This is a genomic window from uncultured Gemella sp. (assembly GCF_963525165.1).
Classification (GTDB): Bacteria; Bacillota; Bacilli; order Staphylococcales; family Gemellaceae; genus Gemella.
In genome coordinates, this window is the sequence record NZ_CAURJN010000021.1 from 1 (window position 1) to 16,562 (window position 16,562).

General features: G+C 30.0%; 15 protein-coding genes. 6 read left to right on the forward strand and 9 right to left on the reverse strand.

Features of this window, described 5'->3' with window-relative positions:
• Nucleotides 1-213 precede the first annotated feature (213 nt).
• Nucleotides 214-861 (reverse strand): ATP-dependent Clp endopeptidase proteolytic subunit ClpP, encoded by a 648-nt coding sequence (clpP, locus tag RWQ74_RS05420; RefSeq protein ID WP_314397259.1) that lies wholly within the window; start codon nucleotides 859-861, stop codon nucleotides 214-216.
• 315 nt (nucleotides 862-1,176) lie between these two features.
• Nucleotides 1,177-2,055 carry a YitT family protein gene (locus RWQ74_RS05425; protein WP_314397260.1) on the reverse strand — a complete coding sequence of 293 codons (879 nt, stop codon included), beginning with the start codon at nucleotides 2,053-2,055 and terminating at the stop codon, nucleotides 1,177-1,179.
• 245 nt (nucleotides 2,056-2,300) lie between these two features.
• Between RWQ74_RS05425 and cysS the strand changes: the two genes are divergently transcribed.
• From cysS to RWQ74_RS05450, 5 genes are read left to right on the forward strand one after another with little or no spacing between them, the layout of a single operon-like run.
• Nucleotides 2,301-3,698: a cysteine--tRNA ligase gene (gene cysS / locus RWQ74_RS05430; protein WP_314397261.1), complete on the forward strand. Its 1,398-nt coding sequence runs from the start codon at nucleotides 2,301-2,303 to the stop codon at nucleotides 3,696-3,698.
• Nucleotides 3,683-4,114 (forward strand): ribonuclease III domain-containing protein, encoded by a 432-nt coding sequence (locus RWQ74_RS05435; RefSeq protein ID WP_314397262.1) that lies wholly within the window; start codon nucleotides 3,683-3,685, stop codon nucleotides 4,112-4,114. The genes cysS and RWQ74_RS05435 overlap by 16 nt, the downstream gene beginning before the upstream one ends.
• Entirely contained in the window at nucleotides 4,098-4,913 is an 816-nt protein-coding gene (rlmB, locus tag RWQ74_RS05440) for a 23S rRNA (guanosine(2251)-2'-O)-methyltransferase RlmB (protein WP_314397263.1), read from the forward strand. The genes RWQ74_RS05435 and rlmB overlap by 17 nt, the downstream gene beginning before the upstream one ends.
• Nucleotides 4,906-5,346 (forward strand): GNAT family N-acetyltransferase, encoded by a 441-nt coding sequence (locus tag RWQ74_RS05445; RefSeq protein WP_314397264.1) that lies wholly within the window; start codon nucleotides 4,906-4,908, stop codon nucleotides 5,344-5,346. Before rlmB ends, RWQ74_RS05445 begins: the two co-directional genes overlap by 8 nt.
• Before the next feature lie 21 nt (nucleotides 5,347-5,367).
• Nucleotides 5,368-5,892 carry an NYN domain-containing protein gene (locus tag RWQ74_RS05450; RefSeq protein ID WP_314397265.1) on the forward strand — a complete coding sequence of 175 codons (525 nt, stop codon included), beginning with the start codon at nucleotides 5,368-5,370 and terminating at the stop codon, nucleotides 5,890-5,892.
• Nucleotides 5,893-5,958: 66 nt separating this feature from the next.
• Here the strand turns inward: RWQ74_RS05450 and RWQ74_RS05455 are convergent, their stop codons facing one another.
• Nucleotides 5,959-6,690 carry a hypothetical protein gene (locus tag RWQ74_RS05455; RefSeq protein ID WP_314397266.1) on the reverse strand — a complete coding sequence of 244 codons (732 nt, stop codon included), beginning with the start codon at nucleotides 6,688-6,690 and terminating at the stop codon, nucleotides 5,959-5,961.
• Between the two features lie 96 nt (nucleotides 6,691-6,786).
• Nucleotides 6,787-8,139, reverse strand: coding sequence for a glutathione-disulfide reductase (gorA, locus tag RWQ74_RS05460; RefSeq protein ID WP_314397267.1), 1,353 nt, complete (start codon nucleotides 8,137-8,139; stop codon nucleotides 6,787-6,789).
• Nucleotides 8,140-8,382: 243 nt separating this feature from the next.
• On the opposite strand from gorA, the gene RWQ74_RS05465 reads away from it, so the two are divergent.
• The gene (locus tag RWQ74_RS05465; protein ID WP_314397268.1) at nucleotides 8,383-8,709 is read left to right on the forward strand and encodes a thioredoxin family protein; all 327 of its coding nucleotides are present in this window, start codon (nucleotides 8,383-8,385) and stop codon (nucleotides 8,707-8,709) included.
• Nucleotides 8,710-8,894: 185 nt separating this feature from the next.
• Here the strand turns inward: RWQ74_RS05465 and RWQ74_RS05470 are convergent, their stop codons facing one another.
• From RWQ74_RS05470 to RWQ74_RS05490, 5 genes are all read right to left on the reverse strand, one after another.
• Nucleotides 8,895-11,072: a hypothetical protein gene (locus RWQ74_RS05470; protein ID WP_314397269.1), complete on the reverse strand. Its 2,178-nt coding sequence runs from the start codon at nucleotides 11,070-11,072 to the stop codon at nucleotides 8,895-8,897.
• A 350-nt stretch (nucleotides 11,073-11,422) separates the two neighbouring features.
• The gene (locus RWQ74_RS05475) at nucleotides 11,423-11,719 is read right to left on the reverse strand and encodes a DNA topoisomerase IV (RefSeq protein WP_314397270.1); all 297 of its coding nucleotides are present in this window, start codon (nucleotides 11,717-11,719) and stop codon (nucleotides 11,423-11,425) included.
• A 72-nt stretch (nucleotides 11,720-11,791) separates the two neighbouring features.
• Nucleotides 11,792-13,060, reverse strand: a complete 1,269-nt coding sequence (locus RWQ74_RS05480) for a competence/damage-inducible protein A (protein WP_314397271.1) — start codon at nucleotides 13,058-13,060, stop codon at nucleotides 11,792-11,794.
• A gap of 195 nt (nucleotides 13,061-13,255) precedes the next feature.
• Complete coding sequence (locus tag RWQ74_RS05485; RefSeq protein ID WP_314397272.1) at nucleotides 13,256-14,632, reverse strand: polysaccharide deacetylase family protein; 1,377 nt, start codon at nucleotides 14,630-14,632, stop codon at nucleotides 13,256-13,258.
• Nucleotides 14,633-14,797: 165 nt separating this feature from the next.
• Nucleotides 14,798-16,258: a DEAD/DEAH box helicase gene (locus tag RWQ74_RS05490; protein WP_314397273.1), complete on the reverse strand. Its 1,461-nt coding sequence runs from the start codon at nucleotides 16,256-16,258 to the stop codon at nucleotides 14,798-14,800.
• Between the last annotated feature and the right edge of the window lie 304 nt (nucleotides 16,259-16,562).

The window sequence follows — 16,562 nt, forward strand, 5'->3', positions numbered from 1 at the left end:
CATAAAAATACCCCTTTCACTGGTTTGTCCAGTAAAAGGGGTACATATCAATTTCGTAGAAATCGATTTTGTCGAGTCACCCCCGCACAGTTTATTAGATATCTAAAAAGCTTTTATAAAGCGAATTTAGATATCAATAAACCACTGCGTCTATGAATTATCACATACATTTTGTTTAAATTTAGGACTTTTGGGTCATCCTCTTTTTTTCATTTAATCTTCTTTTTTAGCAACTTTTTTAGTAGCTTTTTTAGTTTTTTCTTTTTTCTGAGGTTTATTGTTTTCTGGATACATTACTTTATCCACTAAACCATATTCACATGCTTCTTCCGCTGTTAAGTAGTTATCACGCTCTGTATCACGTTCAATAGTCTTAATAGTTTGACCAGTTCTATCTGCTAAGATTTTGTTTAATTTTTCTCTTGTTCTTAGAATGTGTCTAGCTGCAATTTCTATTTCTGTTGCTTGACCTTGTGCTCCACCTAATGGTTGGTGAATCATAACTTCTGCATTTGGAAGAGCGTATCGTTTACCGATAGTCCCAGCTGCAAGTAAGAATGCACCCATACTAGCTGCCATCCCCATACAAATAGTAACAACATCACATTTAATATGTTGCATTGTATCATAAATTGCAAAACCAGCTGTCACACTTCCACCTGGTGAATTAATATAGAAATAAATATCTTTTTCACTATCTTGAGCTTCTAAAAATAAAAGCTGACTTGTTATTGAATTTGCTACTTGATCATTTACATCTGAACCTAAAATAATAATTCTATCTTTTAATAATCTTGAATATATATCATACGCTCTTTCTCCTTGAGAAGTTTGCTCAATTACTGTAGGAATTAAATTCATTTTCTTACCTCCTAATTTTCGTTTTCACTAGATATTATATATCAAAAATGGTCAATTAGCAACTTATTTCCCTTTCTAAGTATTCTACATATAAATATAATAACGCTTAAATTCAAATTAAAAAATGGGAGTGACTCAAAAATCGTGATTTCGGAGAAATCGATTTTTTAGAGTCACCCCCACATAGTTTATTAGATATCTAAAAAGCTTTTTATAAAGCGAATTTAGATGTTAATAAACCACTGCGGCTATGAGTTATCATATACACTTTGTTAAAATTTAGGACTTTTGGGGCAGCTCCATTCTATATACATCCTATAATCTATAAGAATGTTCTTTAAAGTTCCCTACTATGGTATTTACTGCACTTACCGTTATAAATGCCTCCGGACAATTTTTCGCTACTAATTTACGCAATTGATACATCTCATTTTGCTGAATAACTACAATTATCATTCGTTTCTTCTCATGAGAATATCCGCCCTCTACATCCATTATTGTCGATCCTCTATGTAATGTGTTATTTATAAGCTCTACCATAACTTCAGGATTTCTACAAATAATTGTACATTGAATATAAGCAGAGAAGAATTTTTGAACACCTCTCATCGTTTGATTACGAACAAAGCTCATTACAAGTGCATACATTACATATTTTATGTCAAAAAATATCCATACTATTATATAAACTGTAATATCTTGTATAAGAAATACCGTCGGTAAATTGAAATCCATTTTTTTTGAAATAAATTTACCTGTAATATCTGTCCCTCCAGTAGAAGCACCCGCAACTAATAAACAGCACATTGCTAATCCCGAAATGATTCCACAAAAAATTGCTGCAACTAAAGAATCACCTAAATTTACCGGAGTAATAATTTTTGGCAAATTATTTATTAAGAAAGATGAAATACTTATGACAACTCCTGTAAGTATTACAAACTTTCTACCAATATATCTATAACCTATATAAAATAGTGGAACGTTTAATAAAAATTGTACTGTTCCTATTTTTATTCCTGTTAACTTATTCACCACTAAACTTAACCCCAAAGCCCCACCTGCTCCAATATTATTTACAGGGATTAATATACCAGCATAAATAGAGAATAAAACCGTTCCTATTATTATTAAAATAACATCTTTGGCATTCTTATGTTTCTCTGTAGCATAAATAGTATCTGATAATTTCATGATATCCTTATCCTTTATTTTTTTCCTCTATATATTTTAATACAAATATAAATTTAAAACAATTAAAAATTGATTATATTAGATAAAACATCAATAAATAATTCATTTTATAGGCATTTTGTGTTAAAATTTAAGTAATAGACTTTTTTAGTTATTATGATATTGAAGAATTTTGGGAGCTATTAACCTAAGAAATAAAACACTTTAGTTTCTTAATTTATTCTCCCTTTTAAAAGGAGCTATTTATGATTAAACTCTATAATACATTGACAAAACAAAAAGAAATACTGAAAACAATTGAAGAAAATAAAGTAAGAATGTACGTTTGTGGACCTACTGTATATAACTATATACATATTGGTAATGCACGTCCTATCATCGTTTTTGACGTAGTTCGCAAATATTTAGAACACAGTGGATATGAAGTAGATTTCATCTCTAACTTTACAGACGTTGATGATAAAATTATTAAGGCTAGTAATGAAGAAGGAATTTCTACAAGTGAACTAACTGACAAGTACATCACAGCTTTCTTTAAAGACTATGATGCACTTGGATGTAAGAGAGCAACAAAAAACCCTAGAGTTACTGAATACATGCAAGAAATAATTAACTTCATCTCAAAACTTGTTGAAGAAGGATTTGCATACGAAGCTAATGGTGATGTTTATTTCAGAACACGTAAAAAAGAAGATTACGGAAAATTAAGTAAACAATCTATCGACGACTTAATTAGCGGTGCTCGTATTGAAGTTGATGAACATAAAGAAGATCCTCTAGATTTCGCATTATGGAAAAAAGCTAAACCTGGCGAAGTTAAATGGGATAGCCCATTTGGTGAAGGTCGTCCAGGTTGGCATATTGAATGCTCTGTAATGGCTAAAGAAACTCTAGGTGATACAATCGACATCCACGCTGGTGGACAAGACTTAACATTCCCTCACCACGAGAATGAAATTGCACAGTCTGAATGTCACAACCATGCACCATTCAGTAACTATTGGATGCATAATGCCTTTATTAATATTGATAATGTCAAAATGAGTAAAAGCTTAGGTAACTTCCGCCTTGTAAAAGATATTATTGCAGAAATAGACCCAATGGTACTTCGCTTATTCATGTTGACAGTTCACTACAGAACTCCAATTAACTATACATTAGAAAATATTGAACTTGCGAAAACAAACTTTGAAAAAATTAAAACTTCTTATCAAAACCTACAATTCAGATTAAATAATGATATGACTGATGAAAAACTAGATACAGAAGTTGTAGCATTAGTTACAGAAGAGTTAAACAAATTTGAAGAATATATGCAAGATGATTTCAATACAGCAAACGCACTTTCTTCATGGTATGAAATAGTGAGACTATCTAATTCATACACAGCAAAAGAAGCTGTTAACAAAGAAACTCTAGAGCTAATAAACGCTGCATTTGAAACTTATAGTTCTATTCTTGGAATAAACGTAAAAGAAGACAATACACTTGATAGTGAACACATCGAAAGTTTAATAGCTGAACGTGAAGAAGCTCGTAAAAACCGTGACTTCGCCTTAGCTGATAAAATCAGAGATGACTTAAAAGAACAAGGAATTATCTTAGAAGATACTAAACAAGGTGTACGATGGAAAAAAATATAACTTTTAAATTTACTGAAAAAAACTTCGCTAACCCGAATCAAATGCAAGCTTTAACCCTTGCCTACATAGGAGACAGTATCTATGATATTATGAGTAGAGAATACGTTATGAAAAATCACTTAGGAAAAATAAATGATCTTCATAAAACAGTTTCTACAATCGTATCTGCTAGAGCCCAAGCAAGTTTTATGGAAGAAATATTAAATAATAATATATTAACAGAACAAGAAGAAAAAATTTATAACCGTGCGAAAAATCAAAAAAACAACTCTAAAGCAAAGAATGCAAGCATTATGGAGTATAAACTTGCTACAGGTTTAGAGGCAGTATTCGGCTATTTATATTTAGAAAAAAACTTTGAAAGATTGGAGGAAATGTTTAACTACATAATTAAATTATATGAAGAAAAACAATAAACACTATAAAGAACTAAGACTAAAAAACAAAGAACAAAAACCTCAAGTTGAAACTTCTGAGATTGATTTAGACAAAGAAGTAATTGCTGGACGTAACGCTATACTTGAAGCTATTAAATCAGGGCGCGAAATTAATAAGATTTTATTCCAAGAAGGTATTGAAAAAGGAAGATTAAAATCTATTTTTGCTATTGCTAATGAGAAAAAAATTATTTGTCAAGAAGTTCCAAAACGTAAACTAGATAATTCTACTACTGAACGTCACCAAGGGGTTATCGCCTATGTTGCCCCATACTCTTACTTTGAGCTTGATGAAGTAGTAAATAACCTAGAAATTAATAAGGATACTACCCTACTAATTTTAGACCATATTGAAGATCCACATAACCTTGGAGCGATAATTAGAACTGCTGAGGCTAGTGGTGTTAAAGCTATAATAATCCCTAAACGTCGTGCTGCTGTGGTTAGCCAAACAGCAGTTAAAGCATCCGCAGGCGCGATTGAACACATGCCCGTTATTCGCGTATCAAACCTAACTGATGCTATTAAAAAACTAAAAGAAAAAGGGTTCTGGATTGCTGGAACTACATTAGCAGAGCGTTCTGAAGATTATACAAAAATTGCAAAAGATGTACCACTGGCTATTGTAATCGGTAATGAAGGTGAAGGAATGAGTAAAGTTGTTACTAATGAATGTGACTTCTTATATCACCTTCCAATGTTAGGAAAAATACAAAGCTTAAATGCTTCTGTAGCTGCTGGAATAATTATGTATGAAAGAATAAAATCTAATGATTAAAATTTTAAATAATAAAGAAGAATTAGACCTTGGTTTTGCTCTCCGTATTGAAGTATTTGTTAAAGAACAAAAAGTCCCTATTGAACTAGAATTAGATGACAAAGATCATAGCGATAATACAGTTCATATTGGATATTTCGATGATGATAAACTTATCGGAGTCGCACGTCTTATCGATATGGATAAAGATGTTATTCACATCGGACGTGTTGTTATTGATAAAGAATATCGTGGAAAAGGTATCGGTCGTAAGCTTATTATTGGCTGCGAAAACATAGCCAAACAAATTCTAAAAAAAGAAGTAATTATAGAATTAAGTGCTCAAATTCAAGCTGAAAAATTCTATGAATCATTAGGTTACAACCGAATTAATGATAAAATATATTTAGATGCTGGAATTGAACATGTTGATATGAGAAAAATAATTAATTAAATTATTAAAGGAGGCTTTTTTATGAAAAAACAATATTTATTTATTGATGGTTATAATTTACTTTTTCGTATGAAAGAATATAACTTAATAAAAAGCTCTACCTTCCCTACTGAACGTGATGTTCTAATTGATATTTTACGTGAATATGCAGGCGGAAATAATTACATTGTCTACTGCGTATTCGATGCATATCTTACTCGTGCAAAAGAATATATTAAAGAAGAACCACCTATCAGTATTGTTTATACAAAAACTGGAGAACGTGCTGATCAATGGATAGAAAGAAAAACTCGAGAATTAAGAATCGATCACTTTGTGGATATTATAGTTGTAAGTGATGATAACGATGAGCGCAATACTACTCTTGGCTATGGCGCTATTCTAAGAGACTGCCATATGTTCATTAAAGAGTTGAAAGATAGAAAACAAAATGTTTCTAAAATAACAAGAAAACATAATTCAAGAGAATTGAAAAATAGACATATTCGAATGAGCGATAAAGACAGAAAAAAACTAGAAAATTTCATAAAAAATGGGAAATTTTAAAACTAAAGAGATGGACATATTAAAATCCATCTCTTTTTTAATATTTTGAAAAATCTATACTCAAATCTAAATAAAGCTAATTCCAACTTTTCCTTTATTTGAAATTGCTGTTATTTGTTTTTCCTTAGCATCTGTTGTATTCTTGCTGTAATTAATTTGATAATCTTCTTTATTACCTATTATCTTAGCAAATATATCACCAGCATCTGTTACCAAATCCATAGAATCTACTTTTGTTTGATCTACTATTATTTTCGTATTATTTTTTGTTTCAATTACTGCATTTTTTATAGTATCCTTAGTAATCTGTACCTTTTTATTATCAGTAGATAATTTAAGGTTTCCTACTTCTGCTCCATCAACTACAACCTCATCATTACTATTAATTATTAAATTTTCTACATTTACAAATATTTTAGAAGTTGCATCTCTGTTTTCCAAACTTATATTTTTATATACTTTATTAGGAAGATATACGTTAAGGCTATTATCACCTAACTCCTCTGCGAAAGCAGTAATATTTAATAAATTATTATCTATAAAATACTTATAATTTCCTTTGTACCTTCCTTGTATTAAAATCGTCTCATTATCGTGATAATAGATTTTAACATTATTTTTCATTGTGTTAATTTTAATACTATCTATCCCTTTCTCTCCAATCCATTCACTAAAGACTTTATAAGAAGATTCTTTTGGGGCATTAGTTTCTTTATCCTCTTTACTGAATCTCACACAACCTGTTGCAATCGACACAGTTAATATTCCAATAATTATTATTTTTAAAAATTTTTTCATAGTAATCCCCTCCTACCCTCAGAATACTCCTATAAAAATAGAATGTCAAGAAAAAAATGATTGACCTAGGAAAAGGTCCATCATTTTTTTATAAAATTATCTCATTGTTACAAATTCTTCAGAACCTGTTGGGTGAATCGCTACTGTGTTATCGAAATCACGTTTTGTTGCGCCCATTTTAATAGCTACAGCAAAACCTTGTATCATTTCATCTACACCATAACCAATTCCATGTAATCCAATAACTTTCTCGTCTTCCCCAAGAGTTACTAGTTTCATAAAGCATGGTTGTCTGTGACTAGTTATTGCAGAATACATTGGAGTGAATGATGATTTATAAACTTTAATATCTTCTTCACCAAACTCTTTAATAGCCTGTTCTTCTGTATATCCAATAGAACCAATAGCTGGGTGTGAGAATACTACTGTAGCTACATTAGTATAGTCTAAATATTCTTCTGGTTTATTATTAAATAGCCTTTCTGATAATCTACGTCCTGCTGCAACAGCAACTGGAGTTAAGGCAAGACGACCTGTTACATCACCAACTGCATAAATCCCTTCTACATTAGTATTTTGGTATTTGTCTGTTGGAATAAATCCACGCTCATCCACTTCCACACCTGCTGCTTCTAAGTTAAGATTTTCAGATAATGGTTTTCTACCGATTGCCCAGATTAATAAGTCAACTGTAGTTTCGCGTCCATCTTCAAGCACTAAAGTAACACTGTCATCAGCATTTTTCACAACTTTTTTAGGAATAGCGTTTGTGTGAAGAGTTGGACCTTCTTCATTAATAACTTTTACTAAAGTATCTACTATATCTTTATCAAAAGTTCTTAGCGGGCGATCACGACGTACAAATAAGTGAGTATCAACACCTAATCCATTGAATACCCCTGCAAGTTCAACTGCGATATATCCTGCACCAACTACAGCGATACGTTTTGGTAATTGTTTAAGTGCAAATACTTCATTAGAAGTAACACCAAACTCAGCTCCTTCAACATTAGGAATAGTTGGTTGTCCACCAGTCGCTATTAAAATGTGATCAGCTGTATATTGTTCGCCATTAACTTCAACTGTATTTTTATTTACAAATTTAGCATATCCTCTTACTAGATCTACTTTATTATTGTTTAATCCACGTTCATAAGAACCATGAATTCTATCAATATATGCAGAACGATTACCTACTAATTTTGAAAAATCAAATTCTAAATTTTCAAAACTAAATCCGTAGTCGTTAGCATATGATTTTAAACTTTCAGATATTTGTGACGCATGCCACATAACTTTTTTAGGAACACATCCAACGTTTACACATGTTCCTCCTAATTCATTACCTTCGATTAACAATCCTTTTACACCGTACATTGCAGCTCGGTTAATTGAAGCTATTCCACCGCTTCCTCCACCAATTGCAATATAATCATAATGTTTTGCCATGTTTTCACCTCTATAATATAGTATAGCTTTTATCAACTAAAGATTAGTATTTCCTTAACTTTTCATAAGTAAAACTTAATCTCTATATTTCATATTATGCAACATTTAATAATTAAATTCAACATATATGCTTACATTTGTAATCGAAAATTGAAAATAAATATGAATAGTTTTCACTCAAGCATTGTTAATGCCAAGAATTTTTATTTATGATATAATTTTAACAATAAATGAGGTGATAATATGTTTAACTATATAGAAAAATTAAACTCTATAGAACAATTTAAAGTATTAAAAGAAGAAAATGAAAAGATTGTTTTCGTATTTTCAGCAAGTTGGTGTCCTGATTGCATCATGCTTGATCGTTACTTAGAAGAAACGATGAATAAGTTTCCAGAAATAAGATTCATCTACGTCAATCGTGATGACTACCCAGAAATATCTCAAGCTCTTGATATTTTTGGTATCCCTTCTTTTGTAGGTTACAAAAACAATGTTGAAGTTAGTCGTTTTGTTTCAAGACTTGCTAAAACACAAAAAGAAGTAGAACAATTTTTAGAGAAAATCTAATATAATTATAAAAAAGGGAGTGACTCAAAAATCGTGATTTCTAAAGAAACAAGATTTTGTTGAGTCACCCCTGCAAAGTTTATTAGATATCTAAAAAGCTTTTAGATATCAATAAACCACTACATCTATGAATTGCAATATACAATTTTTTTAATTTAGGACTTTTCGGGCATTCCCTTTTTTCACTACCTTAAATAATAAAGTGGTCCTAATATTTTTTTAATATTTTCAGTTGATTTAAATTTTAGATCTAATGCATCATCAACAGTTTTTATCTTATTATTCTCTAGCATCTCTTCTAAAGTTGATGGAAATACGCTTAATTTAAATACTGGAGTAATCTTTAAATCTGATGTCGGAACTATATTATACAAGTCATTTTCTTCTATTCTTTTACCTACAAATATTTCTTTTGTTCCTTTATCCATATTTACTTTTACTGTTTTATTAGCAATAAAATGAGATAATGAATAACCCGATTTCGGCACCACTATTATTTTATTTTCTTTCGTAGCATCACCAATACTATTAAACTCATCTACTCTCAATATATTAGATGAGCCTTTTGATAAATTAATATTTCCTTCAAAAGTTTTTTCAAATTCTACATTAAACAACTTTCTATATACTGCAGTAAATTCAATATTTTTTCCTTTTTCTGTAACTACAGCACCTAATTCATTAGTTTGCAATAGCTTGTTTTTAGAAACTCTGATATTTTCTGAGTCTTCACCAGCCATTAAATAATCGCTATTTGCCTGCCAACCTAAGAACTCTTGCTCTGTAACTCCAGTAGCCGTCGGTAAATTAATCATACTATCTATTCTAGATCCTACTAGTATCTCTTGACCATCAGATAAGAATTTATCAATACCTCGTCCTACAAACTTAACAGTAACCCACTCACTATCCACTTTTTTAAAGTAAATCTCTAAAACTGTCTCTGTTGTAATATAATCATCATCGCTGATTACTTTCTTATTGGATCTAAATAGTACTTCATATCCTGAATTTGGTTTAATTTTTTTGCGAAGTTCTGCTAATAACTCCCCTATTTTTTTAGTTTCAGGCCACTCTATATCCTTATCTTTTATACTATCATCAACCTTACCAAATCGTTTATTATAATCATCTTGACGAATTTTAATAGTATTAGTATTTTCTTTATAATTTGCTTTTACTATAATACTATTGTCGATACTAACTTCAGATAAATCCTTAATTTCATTAATTTTAGAATTATCTTTTGCATCTATAATAGTATAGCTATCAACATGATATTTTTCTCTATCAAAGAACTTAGTATCTATTTCACTTAGTTTCTGACCAGTTAGCAACGTCACTTCTTTCTTAGTAATGCCGTTATCTAATAATATTTTTGTATTATATTTTGCTTCAATTTTTATATTATTTCCTAATACTTGAGAATTTGAAACTTCCTTGTCATCTAAATAATAACCAGAAAAATCATAACTTGAATCATTACCAGTTATATCTTTAATTTCATTTTCTTTAATGAAGTTGCCAAACGATACTCCCTGTTTGATTAAAAACTCTTTATTATTCTTCTTAAATTCCGAAGGATATTCTATTTTTACATTATTCCAGTAATCTTTATCCTGAGTTAATTGCACTTCTATTTTTTTAGCTAAATATGGCACTTCTAAATTTTCCGAACTAATTTCCTTACCATCTACTAATATTTTCGCTTTAGTGTAACTATAGTACTTATCAGGACGATAATATTGCTCTACTTCATATGGTAAAACTGAAACCTTATCATCCTTTGGTGCATTTCTTAGTTCAATCGTTCTATTTACTACCTCTTTTTTACCTTCTGTTACAACTAGATTGATATTCTTTTTAGTAAAATATACCTTACTTGTTTTAGAATATTCAAGATTTTCAATATTTCCTTTACTATCAATGTCATAACTCATAACATTCATTATTATTCTGCTATTTGGAACAAAAAGTCTTAGTAAAGTTTTATCAACTATTTTACCAGCACCACTATTTTTTAATTGTATTCTAAACATTTCATTTGGAATATTATTATTATTATTATTATTATCAAGTGAATAGAAAATTAGATAGTTATGTGAATTCTTTTTATAATTCAGTAATTCAGCACTATACTCCAATTCTTCCATATTACTCTGAATTAGATTATTTTTTATAACAGGAAGAGAGTAACTTCTACTTCTAGAGAATAAATCAAAATTAAATATATTATCCCTTAGTACTGTATCCATTACAGTTGTATTATAATCTGTAAAATAATCTGCTTTTATCTCTGAACCTGTAACCGTTGCTAAGTTTAAACACAACAATCCAGAGCTTATAAATTTATAATATTTCAATATTTCTCCTCCTTTCTTACTAATTTATATTATACCATATTCCTCAATAACAATTATATATATTATTATTAAAATAAAACTGGGAGTGACTCAAAAATCGTGATTTCGAAGAAACAAGATTTTGTTGAGTCACCCCCGCACAGTTTATTAGATATCTAAAAAGCTATTATAAAGCGAATTTAGATATCAATAAACCACTGCGTCTATGAGTTCTCATATAAACTTTGTTGAATTTTAGGACTTTTAAGTCAGCCCCAATTATATGATTCGATATCAACGAAATTATAGAAATATTAAAAATTAGACCTATAAGTGTATCACTTATAGGTCAATTTTTTATTAATGTTATTTTAAGCTTCACTTATATTTTCTAACATTATTTGATCATTAGATATACTAACTTCATCATATTCGTAATCATCTGCAAAATCATACAAATACTCCTTATACAGGAACATTTCATTAGAGTAATCTAAAAACTCCTCGTCTGGAGTAGAAAACTCTACCTCATTATAACTTTCATCAGCATAATCTGATAAAATTTCATCTTCATAGTCTATTTCAGTATTGAAGTCCTGGGAATATTCATCATCTTGCCCGTACCTGGGATCCGGCGACTCCAAACTAGATAAGTTCATTGTATACATAAAAATCTCCTTAAATATCTTTTTTTATTATTATACATTATACATAATAGTTTAACTTTTTACAAGCAAAAACTATAGTTTTTTCAAAATATTTTTTCTTATCTCATCAAGTGCCTCGGCGCTTGCTCTATAGCGAATTAACTCCCTATCTCCAACAAATAAACACTCTTTTACAGAAACATCTCCTTGAGCATATACAGCTATATAAACTAGTCCGACAGGCTTTCCACTTTCATCACTATTTGGTCCAGCTATTCCAGTTGTAGCAATAGCAAAATCACTATTTAGTCTCTTCGCTACTCCTAGGACCATCTCGCAAGCAACCTCTTTACTAACAGCTCCAAATCTCTCTAAAGTTTCTTCTTTTACTCCTAATGTAGTTATCTTAGATTTATTTGAATAACACACTATTCCCTCTAATAATGCATCTGAAATTCCACTCTTTTCTACTAACATAGATGCTATTTTACCTCCAGTTAGAGATTCAGCAATAGAAATTGTATAATTATTTTCAATAAGAAGATTGGCTACTACGCTGTGCAATTCAGTTTGTGAGCTAGAGATAGCTTCATTACCTACTAAGTAGATATATTCACCTACTCCTTCTCTACTTTCTATCTCTTCTAGTTGTTCATTTATCATGTTTTCACATTCAATTTCATTTTCTGCACTAGCAGTTATTCGTAACAACACTTCTCCACTTTTTGCATATAATGCTAACGTTGGATTAGTTTGTCTATCCATTATATCTTTAATTTTTGTTTCCAAAAGCGATTCCCCAATACTATAAAATCTAACGTATTTAGAAATAAATTTTTTCTTACTATATTTTTCTAAATATGGTTTAACACTTTTTTCAAACATATCCCGCATTTCCCTCGGTGGACCCGGCATTAAAATTATGCGTTTATTATTTTCTTCGATAATTATACCCGGTGCCGTTCCACAGAAGTTTTCTAAAACTATTGCTCCTTCTGGAATCATAGCTTGTTTTTTATTATTTTCTGTAATTATATTTCTTCCAGTTCTAGTTAATCTCTCCAGTATTTTAACCCATGAATATTCATGAAAATAAAATTCACGCCTAAAATATTCAGCTACACATTCTTTTGTTATATCATCATCAGTTGGTCCTAAGCCACCTGTAACTATAACAGTATCATTCTCCAAAAACGCACTATCTAAAGTTCTAAGAAGTCTTTCTCGATTATCTCCCACTGTCGTCTGTCTAAATACCGCTAGCCCAAGTGCTGCCAGTTCTTTTGATAAATATGCTGTATTCGTATTTACTATATCACCTAATAATAACTCTGTTCCTACAGAAACTATTTCAACTCTCATAAATAAAATCCTCACAAAATCTACTAAATTTCATCTTTCATTTATATTCTACATCAAAATAAATAAAAAATAAATAATCTAGTTTTTTAAGCTATCAACTTTCCTTTTAAAATACCACTAATTAATCCTTTAGACAAAAAAGTAAAACTCAATGACTTTCTCATCATCGAGTTTTATAGGTTATATACTATTATTCTATTCTCTATTTGTATATTTTTGATGTAACTCTAATTGATCTCCCATTAATTCATCAATCGTCACTAATTCAAAACCTTGTTTTGTTAAGTATTGCAGCACTGTAGGTAAAGCATTAATTGATGTTTGGTGAACATCATGCATTAAAATTATTGAACCTGGACGTGCTTTTCTTACTTCTTTCATTATAGAAGCAGTATTACGATTTTTCCAATCTAGAGTGTCAACATCCCACAAAATAAACGACTGATCCACTGCAGCTTGGATAGTTGCGTTAATTCCTCCGTATGGTGGTCTCATTATATGTACATCTTGACCACTTGCTTTTTTCAAAGCTTCAGTAGTATCATTAATCTGACTTTTAGCTTGTTCTAAACTAATTTTCGTTAATAATGGGTGACTCCAAGAATGATTCCCAATTTGATGCCCTTCAGCTACAACCTGCTTAATTATCTCTTCATTTCCAGCAACTGCTTTTCCTACCATGAAGAATGTACCCTTAGCATTATATTTCTTCAATAACTCTAAAGCAATAGGTGTTGTATTAGGATTTGGACCATCATCAAATGTTAACGCAACAGCTTTTCTACTTCTTTTCTTAATATAAACTTTATACTTCTCTAAATCTTCTCCTTTTAAATAAGTTTCATCAATATATTTATACAAATCATTTATAGAAATATCTACTGAATTAATCTCCGATGTATTAGATTCCACAGCTATGCTAAATTTAGAATTATTATATGTAAATTTCCATGTAGCCATATCTTTATCACGTAATTTTGTGATAATTTTATTAATATCTTCTTCAGATGCTCCTTGAACAGCTAATTGTTGTCTTATTCTAACTAAAAATTTCTGTTTAGCATCATCTGGTGAAGTAAATAAACTAGATAAAGTAAATTCGTTATTATCTTTATCTAAATAAATACTTGAAACTATTGATTCTTCAGCAGATGAGATTTTCTTAGATTCAATCTTATACAAAACTTTTTTAAGACTTACTTCTTTTACAGCAGTAAAATCTGACTCTTTATTAACTACTCCATAAAATTCTATCGCTTTAATATCTTTATCAAAATTTAAATTTCCCTCTTGCAATCCTTTAGTAACTACATCTAAGCGAGTTTTTATCTCAGCAGCCTGTTCAGTGCTCGAATTTGGATAATAAACTTTAATATATTTATCCTTTAGCCAGCCAGATTTTACACTACTGTCTTTTGCTAACTCTAATTTATCACCATCTTGAACTATTTTTTTTACCTGAGATTGAAAATTATAATCTTGCCACTTTTGATATGCTGTATCTCCATAAAACAATAAAAATGAACATATTGAAATACATAATACAGCTAATAAAATACCTAATTTTTTCATTTCTTATTCCCCTTAAATTTTTATTTTCCTTCATCATCTACATACTTTCACAATATATTATACATTAAACAATTAAATTACTCTAGTGAAATTCAAACAAAAGTATACAACTATTTTTTTATAGATAAAAAGATATTAACAATAATGCTAATACCTTTTCTATGTTTATTTATTCTGCATTCTACGGCCTTTTTTATCGAAGAATTTTTTATCTGTACCACGACGTTCATTACGATTTTTCTTATCTCTATTATCTGAACGTCGACGTCTATCATTTCCTCTATTCGAACGTCTTCCCTTATCTTGTCTTCTCGGAAGAGGTTTTTCAAATGATAATTCTACATCAACTTCCTTTTTATCATTTATTAATTTACTTAATAATATAGTAATAATTTTCTCTGCATTAGTTTCAGCTAGTAGTTTATTTGCTAAACTATTAAACTCTACATGATTATTATCCATTTCCGAAACGACTTCATCAAATAATCTATTATGACGTGATTTTTTCACTTCATCTTGGGAATATGGGCGTAGCATTTTCATTCTCTCTCCACGAGAATTTTCAATGTCTTTTAAGTATGGCATTTCTACTGGATTTAAGAATGTTATTGCTACTCCAGATTTTCCGGCACGACCTGTTCTTCCAATTCTGTGAGTATAGCTTTCTACATCTTGTGGAATATCGAAGTTATATACATGTGTAACGTCACTAATGTCAATTCCACGTGCTGCAACATCTGTTGCAACAAGAATTTGTAATGAGTTATTTTTAAATTTACGTAAAATTTCCAAACGTTTAGACTGAGTAATATCTCCATGCAATCCTTCTGCTAAATATCCTTTGGCAATTAAAGCACTCGCTAATTCGTCAACACGACGTTTAGTTCTTCCAAACACAATAGCTAAGTTTGGATTTTGAACATCTAAAAATCCAACTAAAGTTTCTAGTTTTTCATTTTCTCTAGCAATTGTAGCATACTCTGTAATATCTGGTTTAAGATCTTCATCACTCATCGTTTTAATAAGTTTATAGTCTTTCATAAATTCTTTAGAGAGCTCCATTATTGTTTTCGGCATAGTTGCTGAGAATAATAGTGTTTGATGTCTTGACGTTATCTTCGATAAAATAAATCTAACATCTTCGATGAATCCCATATTTAGCATTTCGTCTGCTTCATCTAATACTAAATGTGTTAATGTTTCTAATTTTATCGTTCTTCTATTAATATGGTCGATTACACGTCCTGGCGTTCCTACTATAATTTGTGGACGCTTTTTCAAATCTTGAATTTGTCTTTCAATACTTGTTCCACCAAATACGATGCTAACTTTTAATCCTTTTGCTCTTGACATAAGTCGTAGTTGTTCTCCTACTTGTTGAGCTAGTTCTCTTGTTGGGGCAAGAATTAATGATTGTAATTGATCATTTCGCCTTACTGTATCTACTAACGGTATTCCAAAAGCACCTGTTTTTCCTGATCCTGTTTGTGCTTGTGCTAATATGTCAACTCCAGATAATACATATGGAATTGTTTCTGTTTGAATACCAGTTGGAGATATGAAATTCATATTGGTTAGTGATTGAACAGTTTCCTGACTAACCCCTAATTCTTCAAATGTTGTCATTTGTTTCTCCTTAATTTATTCAATTTTATATACTGTTTTATTTATATAACCTGTTAATTATAGCATGAAAATTGAAAATAATAAAGGAATATGGATAAACATAAAAAAACTTGCCCCCCTTCTATACTAAGATCTTAAAAATGTATAATAAAAATAACGGAAGCGTCTCAAAAATCATCATTTCTGAGAAATAATATTTTATTGAGTCACCCCCGTAAAGTTTATTAGATATCTGCAAAACTTTTATAAAGTAAATTTTCAATAAACCTCTGTATTTTATAAACTCTTTTTAAAAATATAGGCT

Coding starts and splice junctions, on each gene's coding strand:
- clpP (WP_314397259.1), bottom strand. CDS start 861: ATGAATTTAATTCCTACAGTAATTGAGCAAACTTCTCAAGGAGAAAGA.
- RWQ74_RS05425 (WP_314397260.1), bottom strand. CDS start 2,055: ATGAAATTATCAGATACTATTTATGCTACAGAGAAACATAAGAATGCC.
- cysS (WP_314397261.1), top strand. CDS start 2,301: ATGATTAAACTCTATAATACATTGACAAAACAAAAAGAAATACTGAAA.
- RWQ74_RS05435 (WP_314397262.1), top strand. CDS start 3,683: ATGGAAAAAAATATAACTTTTAAATTTACTGAAAAAAACTTCGCTAAC.
- rlmB (WP_314397263.1), top strand. CDS start 4,098: ATGAAGAAAAACAATAAACACTATAAAGAACTAAGACTAAAAAACAAA.
- RWQ74_RS05445 (WP_314397264.1), top strand. CDS start 4,906: ATGATTAAAATTTTAAATAATAAAGAAGAATTAGACCTTGGTTTTGCT.
- RWQ74_RS05450 (WP_314397265.1), top strand. CDS start 5,368: ATGAAAAAACAATATTTATTTATTGATGGTTATAATTTACTTTTTCGT.
- RWQ74_RS05455 (WP_314397266.1), bottom strand. CDS start 6,690: ATGAAAAAATTTTTAAAAATAATAATTATTGGAATATTAACTGTGTCG.
- gorA (WP_314397267.1), bottom strand. CDS start 8,139: ATGGCAAAACATTATGATTATATTGCAATTGGTGGAGGAAGCGGTGGA.
- RWQ74_RS05465 (WP_314397268.1), top strand. CDS start 8,383: ATGTTTAACTATATAGAAAAATTAAACTCTATAGAACAATTTAAAGTA.
- RWQ74_RS05475 (WP_314397270.1), bottom strand. CDS start 11,719: ATGTATACAATGAACTTATCTAGTTTGGAGTCGCCGGATCCCAGGTAC.
- RWQ74_RS05480 (WP_314397271.1), bottom strand. CDS start 13,060: ATGAGAGTTGAAATAGTTTCTGTAGGAACAGAGTTATTATTAGGTGAT.
- RWQ74_RS05485 (WP_314397272.1), bottom strand. CDS start 14,632: ATGAAAAAATTAGGTATTTTATTAGCTGTATTATGTATTTCAATATGT.
- RWQ74_RS05490 (WP_314397273.1), bottom strand. CDS start 16,258: ATGACAACATTTGAAGAATTAGGGGTTAGTCAGGAAACTGTTCAATCA.